This window comes from Mycobacterium sp. 852002-51163_SCH5372311 (assembly GCF_001667115.1).
Lineage (GTDB): Bacteria > Actinomycetota > Actinomycetes > Mycobacteriales > Mycobacteriaceae > Mycobacterium.
Genome location: NZ_LZIJ01000184.1, coordinates 1 through 17,228, shown reverse-complemented (window position 1 = coordinate 17,228; position 17,228 = coordinate 1). Strand labels below are relative to the sequence as shown.

General features: G+C 66.9%; 15 protein-coding genes. 9 read left to right on the top strand and 6 right to left on the bottom strand.

Annotated features, from left to right (window positions below; all coding sequences use genetic code 11):
- Nucleotides 1-91: 91 nt before the first annotated feature.
- The 5 genes from lon (at nt 92) to A5791_RS21780 (ending at nt 5,416) form a co-directional block, all read left to right on the top strand.
- On the top strand, nt 92-2,425 hold the full coding sequence (lon, locus tag A5791_RS21800; protein WP_067241307.1) for an endopeptidase La: 2,334 nt from the start codon (nt 92-94) through the stop codon (nt 2,423-2,425).
- Nucleotides 2,418-2,831, top strand: coding sequence for a nitroreductase family deazaflavin-dependent oxidoreductase (locus tag A5791_RS21795; protein ID WP_369828118.1), 414 nt, complete (start codon nt 2,418-2,420; stop codon nt 2,829-2,831). Before lon ends, A5791_RS21795 begins: the two co-directional genes overlap by 8 nt.
- Nucleotides 2,831-3,163, top strand: a complete 333-nt coding sequence (locus tag A5791_RS21790; RefSeq protein ID WP_067241303.1) for a TfoX/Sxy family protein — start codon at nt 2,831-2,833, stop codon at nt 3,161-3,163. Before A5791_RS21795 ends, A5791_RS21790 begins: the two co-directional genes overlap by 1 nt.
- 245 nt (nt 3,164-3,408) lie before the next feature.
- Nucleotides 3,409-4,134: a DUF72 domain-containing protein gene (locus tag A5791_RS21785; protein ID WP_067241300.1), complete on the top strand. Its 726-nt coding sequence runs from the start codon at nt 3,409-3,411 to the stop codon at nt 4,132-4,134.
- Nucleotides 4,135-4,183: 49 nt separating this feature from the next.
- Nucleotides 4,184-5,416 (top strand): NAD(P)/FAD-dependent oxidoreductase, encoded by a 1,233-nt coding sequence (locus tag A5791_RS21780; RefSeq protein WP_067241298.1) that lies wholly within the window; start codon nt 4,184-4,186, stop codon nt 5,414-5,416.
- Nucleotides 5,417-5,419: 3 nt separating this feature from the next.
- Here the strand turns inward: A5791_RS21780 and A5791_RS21775 are convergent, their stop codons facing one another.
- Together A5791_RS21775 and A5791_RS21770 are read right to left on the bottom strand one after the other, a co-directional pair.
- Nucleotides 5,420-7,525 carry an NAD-dependent epimerase/dehydratase family protein gene (locus A5791_RS21775; RefSeq protein WP_067241296.1) on the bottom strand — a complete coding sequence of 702 codons (2,106 nt, stop codon included), beginning with the start codon at nt 7,523-7,525 and terminating at the stop codon, nt 5,420-5,422.
- 142 nt (nt 7,526-7,667) lie between these two features.
- Nucleotides 7,668-9,149, bottom strand: coding sequence for an acetyl-CoA acetyltransferase (locus A5791_RS21770; protein ID WP_067241293.1), 1,482 nt, complete (start codon nt 9,147-9,149; stop codon nt 7,668-7,670).
- A 193-nt stretch (nt 9,150-9,342) separates the two neighbouring features.
- On the opposite strand from A5791_RS21770, the gene A5791_RS21765 reads away from it, so the two are divergent.
- The 4 genes from A5791_RS21765 to A5791_RS21750 all read left to right on the top strand — a co-directional run bounded on the left by A5791_RS21765 (nt 9,343) and on the right by A5791_RS21750 (nt 14,322).
- On the top strand, nt 9,343-10,191 hold the full coding sequence (locus A5791_RS21765; protein ID WP_067241291.1) for an SDR family oxidoreductase: 849 nt from the start codon (nt 9,343-9,345) through the stop codon (nt 10,189-10,191).
- A 45-nt stretch (nt 10,192-10,236) separates the two neighbouring features.
- Entirely contained in the window at nt 10,237-12,630 is a 2,394-nt protein-coding gene (locus A5791_RS21760; protein WP_067241288.1) for a phosphoketolase, read from the top strand.
- A gap of 242 nt (nt 12,631-12,872) precedes the next feature.
- Entirely contained in the window at nt 12,873-13,538 is a 666-nt protein-coding gene (locus tag A5791_RS21755) for an MOSC domain-containing protein (RefSeq protein WP_067241438.1), read from the top strand.
- 22 nt (nt 13,539-13,560) lie between these two features.
- Entirely contained in the window at nt 13,561-14,322 is a 762-nt protein-coding gene (locus A5791_RS21750) for a CPBP family intramembrane glutamic endopeptidase (RefSeq protein WP_067241286.1), read from the top strand.
- A 12-nt stretch (nt 14,323-14,334) separates the two neighbouring features.
- On the opposite strand, the gene A5791_RS21745 is transcribed toward A5791_RS21750, so the two are convergent.
- The 4 genes from A5791_RS21745 to A5791_RS21730 form a co-directional block, all read right to left on the bottom strand.
- Complete coding sequence (locus A5791_RS21745) at nt 14,335-15,363, bottom strand: zinc-binding alcohol dehydrogenase family protein (protein WP_067241284.1); 1,029 nt, start codon at nt 15,361-15,363, stop codon at nt 14,335-14,337.
- Between the two features lie 73 nt (nt 15,364-15,436).
- Nucleotides 15,437-15,736, bottom strand: coding sequence for a GlsB/YeaQ/YmgE family stress response membrane protein (locus tag A5791_RS21740; RefSeq protein WP_067241282.1), 300 nt, complete (start codon nt 15,734-15,736; stop codon nt 15,437-15,439).
- Between the two features lie 119 nt (nt 15,737-15,855).
- Entirely contained in the window at nt 15,856-16,134 is a 279-nt protein-coding gene (locus A5791_RS21735) for a GlsB/YeaQ/YmgE family stress response membrane protein (RefSeq protein ID WP_067241436.1), read from the bottom strand.
- Nucleotides 16,135-16,271: 137 nt separating this feature from the next.
- Nucleotides 16,272-17,228 (bottom strand): APA family fibronectin-binding glycoprotein (locus A5791_RS21730; protein ID WP_082967066.1); only part of this gene is annotated, 957 nt, incomplete at its 5' end.

Genomic DNA, 17,228 nt, shown 5'->3' with positions numbered 1-17,228 from the left:
GCACCTGATGCGCCCACCGCTCGCAGGCCCGTCGGGAACAAACCGGCCACCCACAAGGTTGAGCGCATCGGACTCAAACTTTGGAGGATTGATGGCTGAAGCCAAATCGGTGCCGGTGCTGTTCGTGACCGACACCATCGTGTTGCCCGGAATGGTGGTCCCGATCGCGCTGGACGACGCTGCGCGCGCCGCGACCGACGCCGCTCAGGCGACCGAAGCAAGGCAACTACTGATCGCCCCCCGACTGGACGACCGCTACCCCTCGCACGGCGTGATCGCGAAGATTCTGCAGGTCGGACGCATCGCGGGCGGCGGCACCGCAGCCGTGGTGCGCGGTGAGCGCCGGGCGCACATCGGCGCGGGCGCATCCGGACCCGGCGCGGCGTTGTGGGTCGAGGTGACCGAGGTCGCCGACCAGGAGTTGACCGACGAAATCAAGGCCCTGGCGGCCGAGTACAAGAAGCTGCTGCTGGCGATGCTGCAGCGCCGCGAGGCCTGGCAGATCGTCGATTACGTGAACAGCCTGACCGACCCGTCGGCGCTGGCGGACACCTCGGGCTACGCCTCTTACCTGACCGATGTGCAGAAGCGCCAGCTGCTGGAGACCGCCGATGTCGCCGAACGGCTGCGGGTGCTGATCGACTGGACCAGCTCGCATCTGGCCGAAGTCGAGGTCAACGACAAGATCGCCGAAGACGTGCGCGACGGCATGGAGAAGACGCAAAAGGAGTTCCTGCTGCGTCAACAGCTCGCCGCCATCCGCAAGGAACTCGGCGAGGGCGAGCCCGACGGATCAGACGACTACCGCGCCCGCGTCGAGGCCGCTGACCTGCCCGAGAAGGTCCGCGAGGCAGCGCTGCGCGAGGTCGGCAAGCTGGAACGCGCCAGCGACCAGAGCCCGGAAAGCGGCTGGATCCGGACCTGGCTGGACACCGTGCTGGACCTGCCCTGGAACGTGCGCACCGAAGACTCGGCGGACCTCAAGGCGGCGCGGGAGATCCTGGACGCCGACCACCACGGGCTCGAAGACGTCAAGGACCGCATTGTCGAATACCTGGCCGTCCGTACCCGCCGGGCGCAGCGGGGGCTGCAGGTCGTCGGCGGACGCGGCTCCGGCGCGGTGATGGTGCTGGCCGGGCCGCCCGGCGTCGGCAAGACGTCGCTGGGTGAGAGCGTGGCGCGCGCGCTGGGTCGTAAGTTCGTGCGCGTCGCCCTAGGCGGCGTGCGCGACGAGGCCGAGATTCGCGGGCACCGTCGCACCTACGTCGGGGCGCTGCCGGGCCGCATCGTGCGGGCGATCGGCGAGGCGGGTTCGATGAATCCCGTTGTGCTGCTTGATGAGATCGACAAGGTCGGCTCCGACTACCGCGGTGATCCCAGTGCGGCGCTGCTGGAGGTGCTCGATCCGGCGCAGAACCACACCTTCCGCGACCACTACCTCGATCTGGACCTCGACCTGTCCGACGTGGTGTTTCTGGCCACCGCCAACGTGATCGAGAACATCCCGTCGGCGTTGCTGGACCGCATGGAGCTGGTGCAGATCGACGGTTACACCGAGGACGACAAGGTGGCCATCGCCCGCGACTACCTGCTGCCCCGGCAGCGCGAGCGTGCGGCGCTGAGCGACGACGAGGTCACGGTGACCGAGGCCGCGCTGCGCAAGATCGCCGCCGACTACACCCGTGAGCCGGGTGTACGGCAGTTCGAACGCCTGCTGGCCAAGGCGCTGCGCAAGGTGACCACCAGGCTCGCCGAGGAGCCTGGCCCGAAGGTGATCGACGAGCCCGACCTCGTCGGCTACCTGGGCCGTCCGCGGTTCACGCCCGAGTCGGCCGAACGCACGGCGGTGCCCGGCGTGGCCACCGGCCTGGCCGTCACCGGCCTCGGCGGCGACGTGCTCTACATCGAGGCCGGAGGCACCGACGGCGAACCGGGTTTGCAGCTGACCGGGCAACTGGGCGACGTGATGAAGGAGTCGGCGCAGATCGCCTTGTCCTACGTGCGTTCGCACGCTGCGGAGCTAGGTGTCGACCCCAAAACGCTGGACCGGCGCATCCACGTACACGTGCCGGCCGGTGCGGTACCCAAGGACGGCCCGTCGGCCGGGGTGACCATGGTGACCGCGTTGGTGTCGATGGCCACCGGACGTCAGGTGCGCTCCGATGTCGGGATGACCGGTGAGGTCACGCTGAACGGTCGCGTGTTGCCGATCGGCGGTGTGAAGCAGAAGCTGCTTGCCGCCCAACGTGCCGGCTTGTCAACGGTTTTCATTCCGCAGCGCAACGAGCCGGATCTGGACCCGGATTCTGGAGGGGTTCCCGCAGAGGTACTCGAGGCCCTGACGGTCAAGCCGATGTCCGACGTCGCCGAGATTGTCGCCCAGGCACTCGAACCGGCCACGGAAACGACAACGGCCGCTGCGTGAGCCGCGCCCTGCGGCGTTTAATGGACCCGTGAGTCTGAAACGGCAAGTGGTCCATCGCGTACAACGGCTCGTGGTCAATCCGATCGGCCGGCAATTGCCGGTGACGATGATTGAAACCGTCGGCCGCAAGTCCGGAAAGCCGCGGCTCACCGCGGTCGGCGGAAAAGTGGTCGGCAACCAGTTCTGGATGGTCTCCGAACACGGCGAGCACTCCGACTACGTGCGCAACATGAAGGCCAACCCGGCGGTGCGGGTGCGCATCGGCGGAAAGTGGCGCAACGGAACCGCGCACCTACTGCCCGACGACGATCCGGTGCGGCGGCTGGGGAACCTGCCCCGCCTCAACAGTGCGGTCGTGCGCTTGATGGGTAGCGACCTGCTCACCATCCGGGTCGACCTCGACTGATGGCCTACGACGAAGACCTGGCCAACCGGATCCGCGAACTGCTGGGGCCGCAGCGCGGTGTCGAAGAGAAGCGGATGTTCGGCGGGCTGGCCTTTTTGATCAACGGCAACATGGCGGTGGCCGCCAGCGGCCAGGGCGGATTGCTGGTCCGGGTGCCGCCGGAGGACACCGACAAGCTACTGGCCCGCGCGCACGTCGGTCTCATGGAGATGGGAGGTCGGCAGATGCGCGGCTGGTTGCGTGTCGCCGACGACGGAGTGAAAACCAAACGCCAGCTTCAGAGTTGGGTCAACCGGGGCGCGGACTACGCGCGCACGTTGCCACCCAAGTAGGCGTTTGGAGGGCATTCGTCGATGCCGGATGTGGACTTTTTGTACGCAAAACGGGGGTGGCGCGTGCGACAACTGCACACTCGACGCCCCAAGGTTTGCGGTTGCGCGTCGCGGGTAAGCCGCGGGGTATGAACCGGCCCGACGAAGCTGGCAGGGTTGGCGTGCCAACGCCCGGCTGGCGGCCGCTCTGGTGCGGGCATCGCTGGACGACGACGTGCGCCGGCGGGTGATCGGTTGAGAATTCCGTGACCGTGCGGATCGGCACGTCGGGTTGGTCCTACGATCACTGGACCGGCGTGCTCTACCCGCCGAAATTGGCTTCCGGTAAGCGCTTTGCGCTATTTCTCGAGACGTTCGACACGGTAGAGCTCAATGCGAGTTTCTACCGCTGGCCGAAGGATTCGACGTTTGCCGGGTGGCGTGATCAGATGCCGCGCGGCTGCACCATGTCCGTCAAAGCGCATCGCGGACTGACCCACTACCGTCGCCTGACCTCGCCCGAACCGTGGATCGAGCGGTTCGAACGCTGTTGGCAGGTGCTGGGTGATCGCCGTGGAGTGCTGCTGGTGCAGCTGCATCCGGAGCAACAGCGCGACGACGCCCGCCTCGATGCCTTCCTCGCCGCCGTGCCGGCAGAGATCCGCGTCGCCGTTGAGCTGCGGCATCCGTCGTGGAATGACGACGCGGTGTATGCCCTGCTGGAACGCCGCGCCGCCGGCTACGTGGTGATGAGCGGGGCAGGACTGGTCTGCGTCCCGCGGGCCACTACCGACTTCGTCTACATCCGGATGCACGGCCCGGATCAGGACTCGATCTATGCCGGAAGTTACTCGGACGACCAACTGCGTCGCTGGGCCGACCGAATCACGCAATGGCGTGACGACGGCCGCGACGTATGGATGTACTTCAACAACGACCTGGGCGGTCACGCGGTGCGCAATGCACTTACGCTGCGCGAACTTTTGAGCTGATCGGCCGCGGGTAGGCTGGCGGCGTCGACAACAGAATGGAGCAGCAACCATGGCCAGCTCGACCACATTCGTCATCGTCGGCGGCGGACTTGCCGGCGCTAAGGCAGTAGAAGCGTTGCGCGACAATGACTTTGATGGCAAGGTCGTTCTCTTGTGCGAAGAGGATCACCTGCCCTACGAACGCCCCCCGCTGTCCAAGGAGTACCTGGCCGGTAAGAAGTCGCTGAACGACTTCACCGTGCACAACTCCGATTGGTACCGCGAACATGACGTCGACTTGAGGCTGGGCCAGCGGGTCTCCTCCGTGGATCCCGCCGCGCATACCGTTGGCCTGCCCGGCGGCACGACGATCGGGTACGACAAACTGCTGTTGGCGACCGGGTCGGCGTCGCGTCATGCCCCGATACCTGGATCCGATGCCGCCGGTGTCCACTATCTGCGTACGTTCGGCGATGCTGCAGCCCTGAATTCTGTTCTGGCCGAAGGCAGTTCGCTTGCGGTAGTGGGTGCCGGATGGATCGGGCTGGAGGTGGCGGCGGCCGCCCGTCAGCGCGGTGTCAATGTCACTGTGGTCGAGACAGCCAAGCAACCGCTGATGGCAGCGCTCGGTGAAACCGTCGGCGAAGTGTTCGCCGCGCTGCACCGCGACCACGGGGTCGACCTGCGGCTCGAGGCGCAGGTCGAGGAGATCCCGACGGGGCAGGGCAAAGCGACCGGGCTCAAGCTGGCCGACGGGTCGACGGTCGCCGCCGACACCGTGCTGGTGGCCGTGGGCGCCAAGCCGAACCTCGAACTCGCCGAACAGGCGGGGCTTTCGATGAGTGACGGTGGTGTGGCGGTTGACGCGTCGCTGCGCACCAGCGACGCCGACATCTATGCGGTGGGCGACATCGCCGCCGCCGAGCACCCGCTGTTCGGTGTGCGGATTCGCACCGAGCACTGGGCCAACGCGCTCAAGCAACCCGCGGTGGCGGTCGCCGGAATGCTGGGCAAGCCAGGCGAATACGACGAGCTGCCGTACTTCTTCACCGACCAGTACGACCTCGGCATGGAATATGCCGGCCACGCCCCCAGCTTCGATCGGGTGGTGTTTCGCGGCGACGTCGCCGGACGTGAATTCGTCGCCTTCTGGCTCGACGGCGCCGGTCGAGTGCTGGCCGGAATGAACGTCAATGTCTGGGACGTGCTCGACGACGTCAAAGCCTTGATCCGGTCCAAGGCTCCGGTCGATGCCGGCAAGCTGGCCGACCCGCAGTCACCGCTGGCTGACCTGCTCGGTTGATCGCTAGTTCGGCTTTTCGTCGACCGGCCTCCAGCCGCCGTGGATGACATCGGGCGGGCGCTGTACCTGCAGGCGCTCCCGCTCGGCGCGCCGGCGTTTGATCCGCAGCCGCGCGTCGGCTGGCATGCTGACCACCTCGTCGCAAGTCAAGTAGTACACGTCGTCGACGACGTCGATCAGGTCGGCGGCCACCCGCCGAGATCCCAACTCGCGCAAGGCCAGCCGAAGCTCATGCGTGAAGCGCAAAGTGGTGTCGTGGGCCAGCTCCCGCAAGCCGCGGGCGTTGTCGGCCAGCCGCCGCGCCAAGGTTGCCGGTGGCGTCGGCTCGGCCGGGCGGTCAGCGACTTCGGCGGCGGTCATCAGCAGCGTCCCGGGGTCGTCGGCGAACATCGGTTGCGCTAGTTCGGCTTCACCGGGCCCGCGGTGCCCGATCCGGGTGAGAGCCGCATCGAGAGCGCTCGCGGCACTCGGAAACAAGACACGCGCGCCATCGAGGTCGCCGCTGCGGGCCAGGGCAAGCAATTGCGGATCGGGCCTCAACACCTCGGCCAGGGTTGCGGTCTCGGCGGCCACGCGGCCGCTTTCCATGATCGTGCTCACCCCGGACAGCTGGCTGCCGCCGCTGGTGTGCTGTAGCGCCGCCGCGGTCACGCCGCTGTCGATGACCCACAGCGCGGTGAGAATCCAGCCCTGGTGAATCCGGTCCCGTAACAGCGGTATGCGCACTTGCAGGCTGGCGTCGGGCAGCGACGCCAGCCGTCGCGGATCGAGGTGCTCTGCCGTCGCAGCGGCGCTGTAGGCCTGGGTGTCGGCACGTAGATGGCGCAACAGTGCCAGGGACCGTGCCGTGACGACCGCTTTGGCTACTGAGCCAAGCGGCCCTCCAGCCAATTGGGGGCGACCGAACGGCAGGAGTTGGGTGTCCTGCTGCTGCTCGCCCAGGGCATGCGCGGTGACGGCTTGCTGGTCCCAGCCGGGCAGCTGGGTGGCGGCGACGACATTGGCCGAGACACCGACATACGGGCGATGGCCGAACACCGCGATGGCTCTGCTCCCCCATTCGTCACCGACGACGCCGCCAAGCGCGAGCACCTGACCCATCACCCGGCTCGCCGCGCGCAGTCCGCTCATCTGCACGTCGAGCGTGATCGGGGTCAGTGGGCCCGGCAGCGCCTCGGCCAGGCTGGTGGCGCTGAAGACCGGGAATCGCGGATCGATGCGGTCGTCGAACTCGCCCTCCAGACTCTCCGGCACTGCTGGTTGTAGCCGCTCCGGCGGCGCGAGTCGCGGTAACGGTTCCACCGGAAGCCCGAGCTGACCCGCCTGATAGATCGCGCCGGCGGCATCGAGCTTGCGCCCCACCAGACCTCGCGCCGTGTCGACGACGGCCTCGCCCGCGTGCCAGCCGAACTCGAACCGCCAATCCTCTTGCACAGCAGCCAGATCCACCTGGGGAAAGAGCTCCGCCCAATCGCGAACCCGAGGCACCCGCGAACGCGGGTCGACGGATCGCAGCAGCCGCCAGGCGGTGACCATGTTGACGGTGTCCGGGGTAGCCAGGTCGACCACGCCGGTCCGGTCGGTGTTCAGCGCCGCTACCAGGAACCGGGCGAGATCATCGAGGTGCAGTACCCGCATGGGCCGCTCGGAGACCTTGGCGCGCAGCAAGGTGGCCACCGTGCGGCACACCATCCAGTCGAGCTGGCGGCCGACCGGAGGTGCGATGCGGACGACCAGGCTCGGCGCCCAACTCGTGGAGACCAGCGACTCGGCGGGCCGGTACAGGTCGGGCTGTCCCGCGGCTTGGGAGACGAAGAGCAGCCGGGCGCCGGCACGGGCGGCCGCATGGGTGACATGCGCGACGCCGTTGATCCCTTCGCCGCCGGGCGCGGTGGTGTCCACAGGTGCCAGATGGATCACCGCGTCGGCATCTTCGGCCAGGCTTTGCAGGATGGGGCTACTCAGTGGCGCACGGATAAGGTCGATTTGTGCGGGCAAGTATTCGTGCGGCCGCTGCGCGATGCCGCTGACCGTGTGCCCCGCCGCGACCAGGTGTCGTGCCACGAGGCGGCCGACTGCCCCGGTGGCACCGGTCAGCAGGATCCGCACCCCGACTCACCTCCCAACATCCTCGACAATAGGCACCCCGCGAAAATTTGCGGCGCTTTTGCCGTCGCGTCAAAATTCGCTCACGCTGGCCGGACGGGTTTTGACCAGGTTGAGCCGGTAGATCGAGAGTAGCCACGGACGTTCATAGCGTCGCCGTGCCGTCCGATTGGACGGTGACCTTGGCGCCGGCGATGTCCTCGCGAACCGACAATTCCGCGGCCGCGGATTCCGGAATCACTGCCAGTGCGCGGCCGTCGTCAGGTGTTCGGAGCGCGAGAAAAACCTTTTCGGGACGTCCGTCCCGGTCGAACGGCGTGGTCCAGGCTTCGACTGTGCCGGCACCCTCCCATTCGGTCAGGCCCTGCCGGACGGGTTCGCGGTCCACCGCGGATTGCACGTCCTCCCAACGAAAAGCGGAAGGTGGCTCGGTCCCGTAGAGGCCGAAGCTGTGCTTGGTCAGGTAGCCGCCGTTGGCCGTGATCAGGCCGCGCCGCCCGGGATTGGCCACCAGCAGCTCGGCCATGGTGGCGATGGAATGCATCACGTAGTTGCTCCACGGGCCGCCTGCGAAGGTCAGGCCGCCGGTGACGGTCAGCGGCCGCGCCGGATCGTCGACGCTGAGGCCCAGTTCGTTGGCCGCGACTTGAACGGCAGAGGGAAAGCACGAGTACAGGTCGACGTAGTCGACGTCGTCGACGGCCAGGCCGGCCAGCTCGAGAGCTCGCTCACCGGCTATCCGGATGGCGGGTGAGCGGTGTAGCTCGGCGCGCTCGGCGATGGCAGAGGTGTCGTGCGCGTCGGTACCCGCCTGCGGGAAAACCCAGCGGTCGGTTGGGATCTGCAGGCGTTGTGCCTGTTCGGCCGACGTCAGGATAAGCGCGGCGCCCTGGTCGACCATGTTGTTGGAGTTCATCAACTTGGTGTAGGGCCAGCTGATCATCCGGTTCTGCGGGCCCGGTTGCGCGATTTCTTCGGCGGTCACCGGCTTCTGGATCCAGGCGTTCGGATTGTCTACGGCAACGGCGTTGAAACGCGCCCACAGCTCGCTGATGCGGCGCAGATGATCGTCGACCGCCTCGCCGTTGGCGATTCGCAGCGCTTGTTCGAACAGCGGGTACACATAGGCCGGGCGGTCCAGCTTGATGCGGATCTCGGCGTCGCCGGCCATCGGTACATCGTCACCGGCCACTTCGGCCATCGGCACCGATTCATCCTGAATTGTCCACACCAGCTTGCTGCCTCTGGCCCTCAGCCCCCTGCGGGTACGCCAGGTTTCGGCGCCGGCCAGCAGCACCACGCCGGCGCGCCCCTGCTGGATGTCCAGGCAGGCCTGGTTGACCAGCGACTGCGGTACATTGCCGCCGACCGGGCTGTAAAGGGTGGTGAAACCGTCGGCGCCGATCCGTTCCCCGAGTAACAGGCCGGGGTCCCGGTACTGCGCCGACAGGATGTTGACCACGCGGATGGCGTCGACAGCCCGAAGGACGTGGGGTTTGCCCGCCTGCTCGGCCGCCGCGGCCATCAGGTCGAGCGGTTCGACGGATCGGGTCTCGGGGTCGATCGGGTCGCGGTGGTTGACCTGGCCGTAGCCGATCAGTACCGGCGTGCGGGGGTCAACTGGCATGGGTCGAACCTATCGCAGCCCTCGGATCGGCCCGTGACGCTTAGTGCCGAGCAGACGCAAAATCACCAAATTCGGGCCGAAATTGAGTGCTTTTGCGTCTGCTCGTGCTCGCGGTTATTGCGCAGCATGACCTCGCGTGCTGTGCTTAGGCGACTCGCCAGTTGACACCCGTCAAAACCCCGAAGGGACGAAAATGGCTGATACCGCATCCGTCGGTCTCAAGGTCCGCGACAAGGTGGTCGTGATCACGGGCGGCGCCCGTGGCATCGGATTGGCCACCGCGACCGCACTGCACAAGCTGGGCGCCAAGGTTGCGATCGGCGACATCGACGAGGCGACGGTTAAGGAGTCTGGCGCCGGGCTCGGCCTCGATGTGTACGGCAAACTCGATGTCACCGACAGGAATTCGTTCTCCGACTTTCTGGACCAGGCAGAGCGTCAACTCGGCCCGATCGACGTGCTGGTCAACAACGCGGGCATCATGCCGGTCGGCCGGATCATCGACGAGCCGGACGCCGTGACCCGCCGCATTCTGGACATCAACGTCTTCGGCGTGATCCTGGGCAGCAAGCTGGCGGTGCAGCGCATGGTCCCGCGTGGACGAGGCCACGTCATCAACGTCGCCTCGCTGGCCGGTGAGATCTACGCTGCCGGGCTGGCCACCTACTGCGCCAGCAAGCACGCGGTGGTTGCTTTCACCGACTCGGCCCGGCTGGAGTACCGCAAGGAGGGCGTCAAGTTCTCGATGGTGTCGCCGTCGTTCGTCAACACCGAGCTCATCTCGGGCACGCACGGCGCTCGGGGGTTCAAGAACGCGGAGCCGGGCGACATCGCGGACGCGATCATCGGGCTCATCGCGCGCCCCAAGCCGCGGGTGCGGGTTACCAGGGCGGCCGGCGCGATGGTCGCGTCGCAGTACTTCATGCCGCGGGTGTTCCGCGAAGGATTGAACCGCATCCTTGGCGGCGAGCATGTCTTCACCGACGACGTCGATGTCGAGCAGCGCAAGGCCTACGAAGCCCGGGCTCGCGGCGAGGAGTGAGCACCGCTGGCAGGGTGTTTACCGACGAACGGAACAATCGGGCAGATGAGCCCAGACAGCGCGACCACTCCCACCGTCCTTCCCGACGACGAACTCGCCCTCATCGACGCGTATTGGCGTGCGGCCAACTATCTCTCGGTCGGCCAGATCTACCTGCTGGACAACCCGCTGCTCGCCGAGCCGCTAACGGCTGAGCACGTCAAACCGAGGCTGCTGGGGCACTGGGGCACCACGCCTGGGCTCAACCTCGTCTATGCGCACCTGAACCGGATCATCCGCAACCGCGACGCCAACGTCATTTATGTCACCGGGCCCGGTCACGGCGGCCCGGGGCTGGTCGCAAACGCCTACCTCGAAGGCACATACAGCGAGGTCTACACCGGTATCGGCGAGAACACCGACGGCATGCGGCGGCTGTTCCGTCAGTTCTCCTTCCCCGGCGGCATTCCGAGCCACGTGGCCGCCCAGACACCGGGGTCCATCCACGAGGGCGGCGAACTCGGTTACGCGTTGGTGCATGCCTACGGCGCGGCGTTCGACAATCCCGATCTGGTGGTCGCCTGTGTGGTCGGTGACGGCGAGGCCGAGACGGGCCCGCTGGCCGCCGGCTGGCATTCGAACAAGTTCCTCAACCCGGCCGTCGACGGCGCGGTGCTGCCGATCCTGCACCTCAACGGATACAAGATCGCCAATCCGACTGTGCTGGCCCGAATCCCGCAGGCCGAGCTCGAAGCGCTGCTGCGCGGCTACGGTTATCGGCCGATCGTGGTCGCCGGCGACGAGCCGGCCTCGGTGCATCAGCAGCTCGCCGCCGCGTTGGACGACGCGTTCGACGAGATTGCGTCGATTCAGCATGACGCGCGCGACTCTGGCCAGACCGAACGGCCGGTGTGGCCGATGATCGTGCTGCGTACACCGAAGGGCTGGACGGGGCCGAAAGTGGTGGACGGCCATCAGGTGGAGGGAACCTGGCGCTCTCACCAGGTGCCGCTGGCGGAAACGCACCAAAACCCAACGCACCGTGCGCAACTGGAAGAATGGCTGCGCGGTTACCGTCCGGAGGAGTTGTTCGACGAGAGCGGCGCGCTGCGTCCCGAACTGAAGGCGGCCGCACCGAGCGGTGATCGGCGGATGAGTGCGAATCCGCATGCCAACGGCGGCCTGTTGCTGCGCGACCTGGACCTTCCGGACTTCCGCGAGTACGCGGTGGAGGTGACTGCGCCTGCCGTGACGACCCATGAGGCCACCCGCGTGCTGGGGGCGTTCCTGCGGGATGTGATCGGCCGCAACCCGGACAACTTCCGGCTGATGGGTCCCGACGAGACCGCCTCTAACCGCCTGTCGGCGGTTTTCGAGTCGACGGGCAGGGTCTGGCTCTCCGAGATCGGTCCCGAAGACGACCATCTGTCCGCCGACGGCCGGGTGATGGAGGTGTTGTCCGAGCACCTGTGCCAGGGCTGGCTGGAGGGCTATCTGCTGACTGGCCGCCACGGCCTGTTCAACTGCTACGAGGCGTTCGTGCACATCGTCGACTCGATGTTCAATCAGCACGCGAAATGGCTGTCGACCAGTCTCGAGTTGCCCTGGCGGCGGCCGATCGCGTCGCTGAACTACCTGTTGAGCTCGCATGTATGGCGTCAGGACCATAACGGCGCGTCTCATCAGGATCCCGGCTTCATCGATCTGGTCGCCAACAAGCGCGCCGAGGTGGTACGGGTTTACCTGCCGCCGGACGGCAATACGTTGCTGTCGGTCGCGGACCACTGCCTGCGCAGCCGCGATTACGTGAACGTGATCGTCGCCGGCAAGCAACCCGCTTTGGCCTACCTGTCGATGGACGAGGCGATCGCGCACTGCACCCGCGGGCTGGGCATCTGGCAGTGGGCGAGCACCGCTGCCGGCGAGCCCGACGTGGTGCTGGCCTGCGCCGGTGACATTCCGACGCTGGAGACCCTCGCGGCCGCCGACATCCTGCGACACGAACTGCCCGAACTGCAGGTGCGGGTGATCAACGTCGTCGACCTGATGCGTCTGCAACCTCAATCCGAACATCCACATGGGTTGCCGGACAGGGAATTCGATGCGCTGTTCACCAGCGACAAGCCGGTGATCTTCGCCTACCACGGCTACCCTTGGCTGATTCACCGGCTCACATATCGCCGCAGCAACCATCCGCACATCCATGTCCGCGGATTCAAGGAGCGCGGCACCACCACGACGCCGTTCGACATGGTGATGCTGAACGACCTCGACCGATTCCATCTGGTGATGGACGTCATCGACCGAGTGGAGGGCCTGGGCAGCCAGGCCGCCGTGCTGCGTCAAAGGATGGCTGACGCTCGGCTGGCGGCACGTCGTTACACACGTGAGCACGGTGAAGACGACCCGCAAATCGCGGGCTGGACCTGGGAGTCGAGCGAGCGGAACGAACGAAAGTGAGTGACGGGAGCGAGACGACCCATCGGACCTGGGAGTCGAGCGAGCGGAACGAACGAAAGTGAGTGACGGGAGCGAGACGACCCATCGGACCTGGGAGTCGAGCGAGCGGAACGAACCGTGAAGTTGAGCGAGCGGAACGAAGTGACGGGAGCGAGACGAACATCGGCACAAGTGAGTGACGGGAGCGAGACGACCCATCGGACCTGGGAGACGAGCGAGCGGAACGAGTGACGGTCGCAAAAGTGGTGTCGGTCAACGTGGCTCAGGCCCGGGAAAACCCGGACCCGCGCGCCATGTCGAAGGTCACCGGCATATACAAACTGCCGGTAACCGAACCGGTCATGGTCCGCGATCCCGGTCCCATGCACGGTGGTCTGGGCAGCGGACTCGTCGGCGACACCATCGGCAATCCGAAATACCACGGCGGCGACGACCAAGCCGTCTACGCATACGCGCGCGAAGATCTGGACGTCTGGGAAACCAAACTTCAGCGCACACTTGCCCACGGAAACTTCGGCGAGAACCTGACCACGATGGGCGTCGACGTGACCGGCGCACGGATCGGGGAACGGTGGCGCGTCGGCGCCGACGGCCTGCTGCTCGAAGTCTCCGCACCCAGGACGCCGTGCCGGACATTCGTCGCATTCCTGAAGCTGAACCACTGGATCAAGACCTTCACCCAGGCCGGCAAACCCGGCGCCTACCTAAGAGTGATCGAGCCCGGAACGGTGCGCGCCGGCGACGAGATCACCATCGTTCACCGGCCCGACCATGACGTGACCATCGGGCTGGTGTTCCGCGCGCGAATGACGGAGCCGGAGCTGCTTCCGCAGCTGTTGCGGGCCGACGCGCTGTCCGCGGAGCTAACGGCCTACGCACGCCGCCGCCTTGCGCCGAACCAAGGCTGAACCCGCGGGTAAACTCACGACAATGCCTGACCACGTCCTGGAACAAGCTCCTGCGCAGTCCGATGCGGTGTTGAACCGGTTCTGGCTGCACGTCGACATTGCCGTCGTCGTGGGGGTGCTGGTGCTGACAAACCTGATCGCGCACTTCACCACACCATGGGCGAGCATCGCTACCGTCCCGGCCGCCGCCCTCGGCTTGGTGGCCCTGGTCCGCTGGCGCGGGCTGGGGTGGGCCGAACTCGGGTTGGGACGCGAGCACTGGAGATCAGGGCTGGGCTACGCGCTGGCTGCGGTGGCCGTCGTGCTCTCGGTGATCGTGGTTGGTGTGCTGTTGCCGACGACCCGGCCGATGTTCATGAACCACCACTACGCTCAGCTCTGGGGATTCTCCGGCGCCGTGATCGCGTCGATGGTGATTATTCCGCTGCAAACGGTGATCCCCGAGGAGCTGGCCTTTCGTGGTGTGCTGCACGGCGCACTGAACCGGGCCTGGGGATTTCGTGGCGTGGCATTGATGGGGTCGCTGCTGTTCGGTCTGTGGCATGTCGCGACGTCCTTGGGTCTGACGAGCGGCAACGTCGGCTTTAGTCGGCTGTTCGGCGGCGGCATCATGGGAATGCTGGCCGGGGTGACGCTGGCGGTGTTGGCCACCGGGGCGGCCGGGTTCGTCTTCAGCTGGCTGCGTCGGCGCAGCGGCAGCCTGATTGCGCCGATCGCGCTGCATTGGTCGCTCAACGGAATGGGCGCCCTCGCCGCTGCGCTGGTCTGGCACCTCTCTACCTGAGCCGGCCGACGGTCACACGAGCAAAACCGCCGCGCCGGCGATCCGGCCGGAGCTTAGGTCGGTCAGCGCCTGATCCGCTTGTCCGAGTGGGTATTCCGGCGTGGTGACTTCAATGCGATGCTGTGCGGCGAAGTCGAGAAACGCGCGTGCATCCGCCCGGGTGTTGGACGTGACCGACCGGACCTGACGTTCCTGAAACAAATGACGTTGGTAATTGAGGGCTGGAATATCGGACAGGTGAATCCCCGCGATCGCCAAGGTGCCGCCGCGGTCGAGCGCCTGCATTGCGGGCAACACCAGATTTCCGACCGGAGCAAACAGGATCGCGGCGTCCAGCGGCACCGGCGGCGGGTCGGTGGCGCCTTGGGCCGACGCGGCGCCCAGGTTCAGCGCCAGTTCGCGGGCGGCTGCTCCCCGGGTCATCACGTGTACCTCGGCGCCCTGCGCCAACGCGACCTGTGCGGTGATGTGAGCGCTGCCGCCGAAACCGTAGAGACCCAGCCGGCCGCCGGGTGGCAGTTCGGCGCGTAGCAACGAGCGGTATCCGATGATGCCGGCGCACAATAGCGGCGCCAGCTCGCTGTCGGTGTAGCCGCTCGGTAGGTGGTGGGCGAAAGATGCTGGGACCGTCGCGAATTCGGCGTATCCGCCGTCAGCGTCCCAGCCCGTGTAGCGCGACTCGGGGCACAGGTTTTCGTCACCCCGGCGGCAGTACTTGCACACCCCGCAGGTATGGCGCAGCCAGGCAATGCCCACCCGGTCCCCCACGCTGAACTCGTCGCCGGCGTCAGCGCCCACCTCGACGACCTCGCCCACCACCTCGTGGCCGGGGGTCACCCGCTCACGGTGCACCGGCAGATCGCCCTCGGTGACGTGCAGGTCGGTGCGGCACACCCCGCACGCGCGAACCGCCACCAGCAGTTCGGACCGTGCGGGACGCGGTAGTCGAGCGGTTACGCGTTCGAGCGGATGGCTGTCCATCGGACCGGGCCGACGCACCTGCCACGCGCTCATCGTCGTAGTGGTCACCTGTGCCGCCATCACATCATCATGCGCGATGTGTGGCCATTTCCGTCGATCCGCCCTGAACCTGCCACGGCGGCAACGAGTTCAGCTAACGCCGGCGCACCAGGCCGACGATCGAGAGCAGGATGATCGAGCCCAGCAGCGCGGTGAGAAAGGTGAAGAACCAACCCCCGGAGGCGGTATCGAACGCGAAGCTCAGCAGGAATCCGCCAAGCAACGCGCCGACGACACCGATCACGATGTTCATCAAGATGCCGGATCCGCCGCCCTTGACGATCTTGCCGGCGATCCACCCCGCCAACCCGCCGATGATGATGTAGCCGATCACGCCGACGCTGGTCGTGGTCGTCGAGCGGGCCAGATATTCGGTAGCTGCCATGAGGTCCATGAGCGGTCTCCTTGCGATCGCGGGCAAAGCCCAGCCCAGTTGCTGGACTGGGATATGGGTATAGCTGGTCTACCGAAATTGTGTCGCGCGGCCCCGGTGATCCGGAGCCCGAAGATGGCCTACAAGGTTCTGGTGCGGGAAGTGACGGCCTTGTAGATGAGTAACAGGATCACCGCGCCGACCAGCGCGCCCCAGAACGAGTGATTGATCGGAGGGGTGATGGTGAACTTATGCGGTGGGAAGACGACGCTTCCCAGCGTGCCGCCGACATAACCCCCAACAATGCCGAGCAACGCCGTTGCGATCCAACCCATCGATTGCCTGCCGGGCACGATGGCTCGTGCGATCAGGCCGACGATAAGACCCAGGATGATCATCCAAATGACGTGCCAGACCACGACGAGCTCCTTCGGATTGACTAGTGGAAAAGACACCGAGGGTATACCCGCTGCAGGTCAAGTCAATCCGATCTGCGCAAACGATCGGCGCCCCGACGCCGCGGCATGGCCGCGCGCCATTGGCTGGAGAGTCCGGGTCAGGCCGGGAGTGTCCGCTGAGCGGGTGCGGGGGTAGGGCTGACTTCGCCGGCTGGAGCCCCGGCGGGTGGCTGCGACGGCGACGCCGGTGCACCCGCGGGCGGCCCCGATTCAGCGGGAGGTGCCCCGGCTGGCGGTGCACCCGCGGGAGGTGCCCCCGCCGGTGGTGCCCCGGCTGGCGGTGCACCCGCGGGAGGTGCCCCAGCCGGTGGTGCCCCCGCCGGTGGTGCACCCGCGGGAGGTGCCCCCGCCGGAGGAGCCCCAGCTGGTGGCGCGCCCGCGGGAGGTGCCCCAGCCGCAGGCGGCGTCCCGCCGGCAGGAGGTGCTCCCGCGGCCGGCGGCGCGCCAAGTGGCCGGATCGACTCCGTCAACGCCTTGGCCGCATTTTTGTCCACCGGGTCATTCGCGGTCCCGAGCCACACCACGAACCATCGTTGCGGCGGGCCGGCATTGGCGGTGTTGGCTGCCGGCGAACCGATCACGCCGGTCCAGATCTGGCCGTTCGGCTTGGCCGGGTCGGAAAACTTGACCTCGTAGTAGGACGCGCTGCCGGTCACGCCGTTGGCGTTGAGCGGAACGGTTTCCTGGTTGATTCTCGTGCCGGGGTACGGCATGAAGAACTCACCCATGTCGGAGCCCAACCGGACGGCGGCCTTGGGATTGGTGGCTTCGGCGCTGGCGTACAGCTTTTGATCCAGCCGGCCCAGCACGATGCGGGTGTCATTGGCCACCGGTGGCGGCTGCCCGGCCGACGGCGGCTGCCCAGTGGTCTTGCTCAGCAACGCCGAACCGTAGTCGAGGTGGGAGGCGTCGGACTCGACCCAGCCCGGCGGCAGGACGAAGCTGAAGCCGCCGACGGCGTTGTCGATGCGACCGGCGTTCGGGTCGACCGGGTTGGGCTCGGTCGGGGCGGGCTGTCCCTCCGGCGCCGGCGGCGTAGCGGGATTCCCGGGGGG

What these genes read in the sequence shown, in the direction of transcription:
- lon (WP_067241307.1), top strand. Translation starts at nt 92, where the DNA reads ATGGCTGAAGCCAAATCGGTGCCGGTGCTGTTCGTGACCGACACCATC.
- A5791_RS21765 (WP_067241291.1), top strand. Translation starts at nt 9,343, where the DNA reads ATGGCTGATACCGCATCCGTCGGTCTCAAGGTCCGCGACAAGGTGGTC.
- A5791_RS21760 (WP_067241288.1), top strand. Translation starts at nt 10,237, where the DNA reads ATGAGCCCAGACAGCGCGACCACTCCCACCGTCCTTCCCGACGACGAA.
- A5791_RS21740 (WP_067241282.1), bottom strand. Translation starts at nt 15,736, where the DNA reads ATGGACCTCATGGCAGCTACCGAATATCTGGCCCGCTCGACGACCACG.
- A5791_RS21745 (WP_067241284.1), bottom strand. Translation starts at nt 15,363, where the DNA reads ATGGCGGCACAGGTGACCACTACGACGATGAGCGCGTGGCAGGTGCGT.
- A5791_RS21750 (WP_067241286.1), top strand. Translation starts at nt 13,561, where the DNA reads ATGCCTGACCACGTCCTGGAACAAGCTCCTGCGCAGTCCGATGCGGTG.
- A5791_RS21780 (WP_067241298.1), top strand. Translation starts at nt 4,184, where the DNA reads ATGGCCAGCTCGACCACATTCGTCATCGTCGGCGGCGGACTTGCCGGC.
- A5791_RS21790 (WP_067241303.1), top strand. Translation starts at nt 2,831, where the DNA reads ATGGCCTACGACGAAGACCTGGCCAACCGGATCCGCGAACTGCTGGGG.
- A5791_RS21770 (WP_067241293.1), bottom strand. Translation starts at nt 9,149, where the DNA reads ATGCCAGTTGACCCCCGCACGCCGGTACTGATCGGCTACGGCCAGGTC.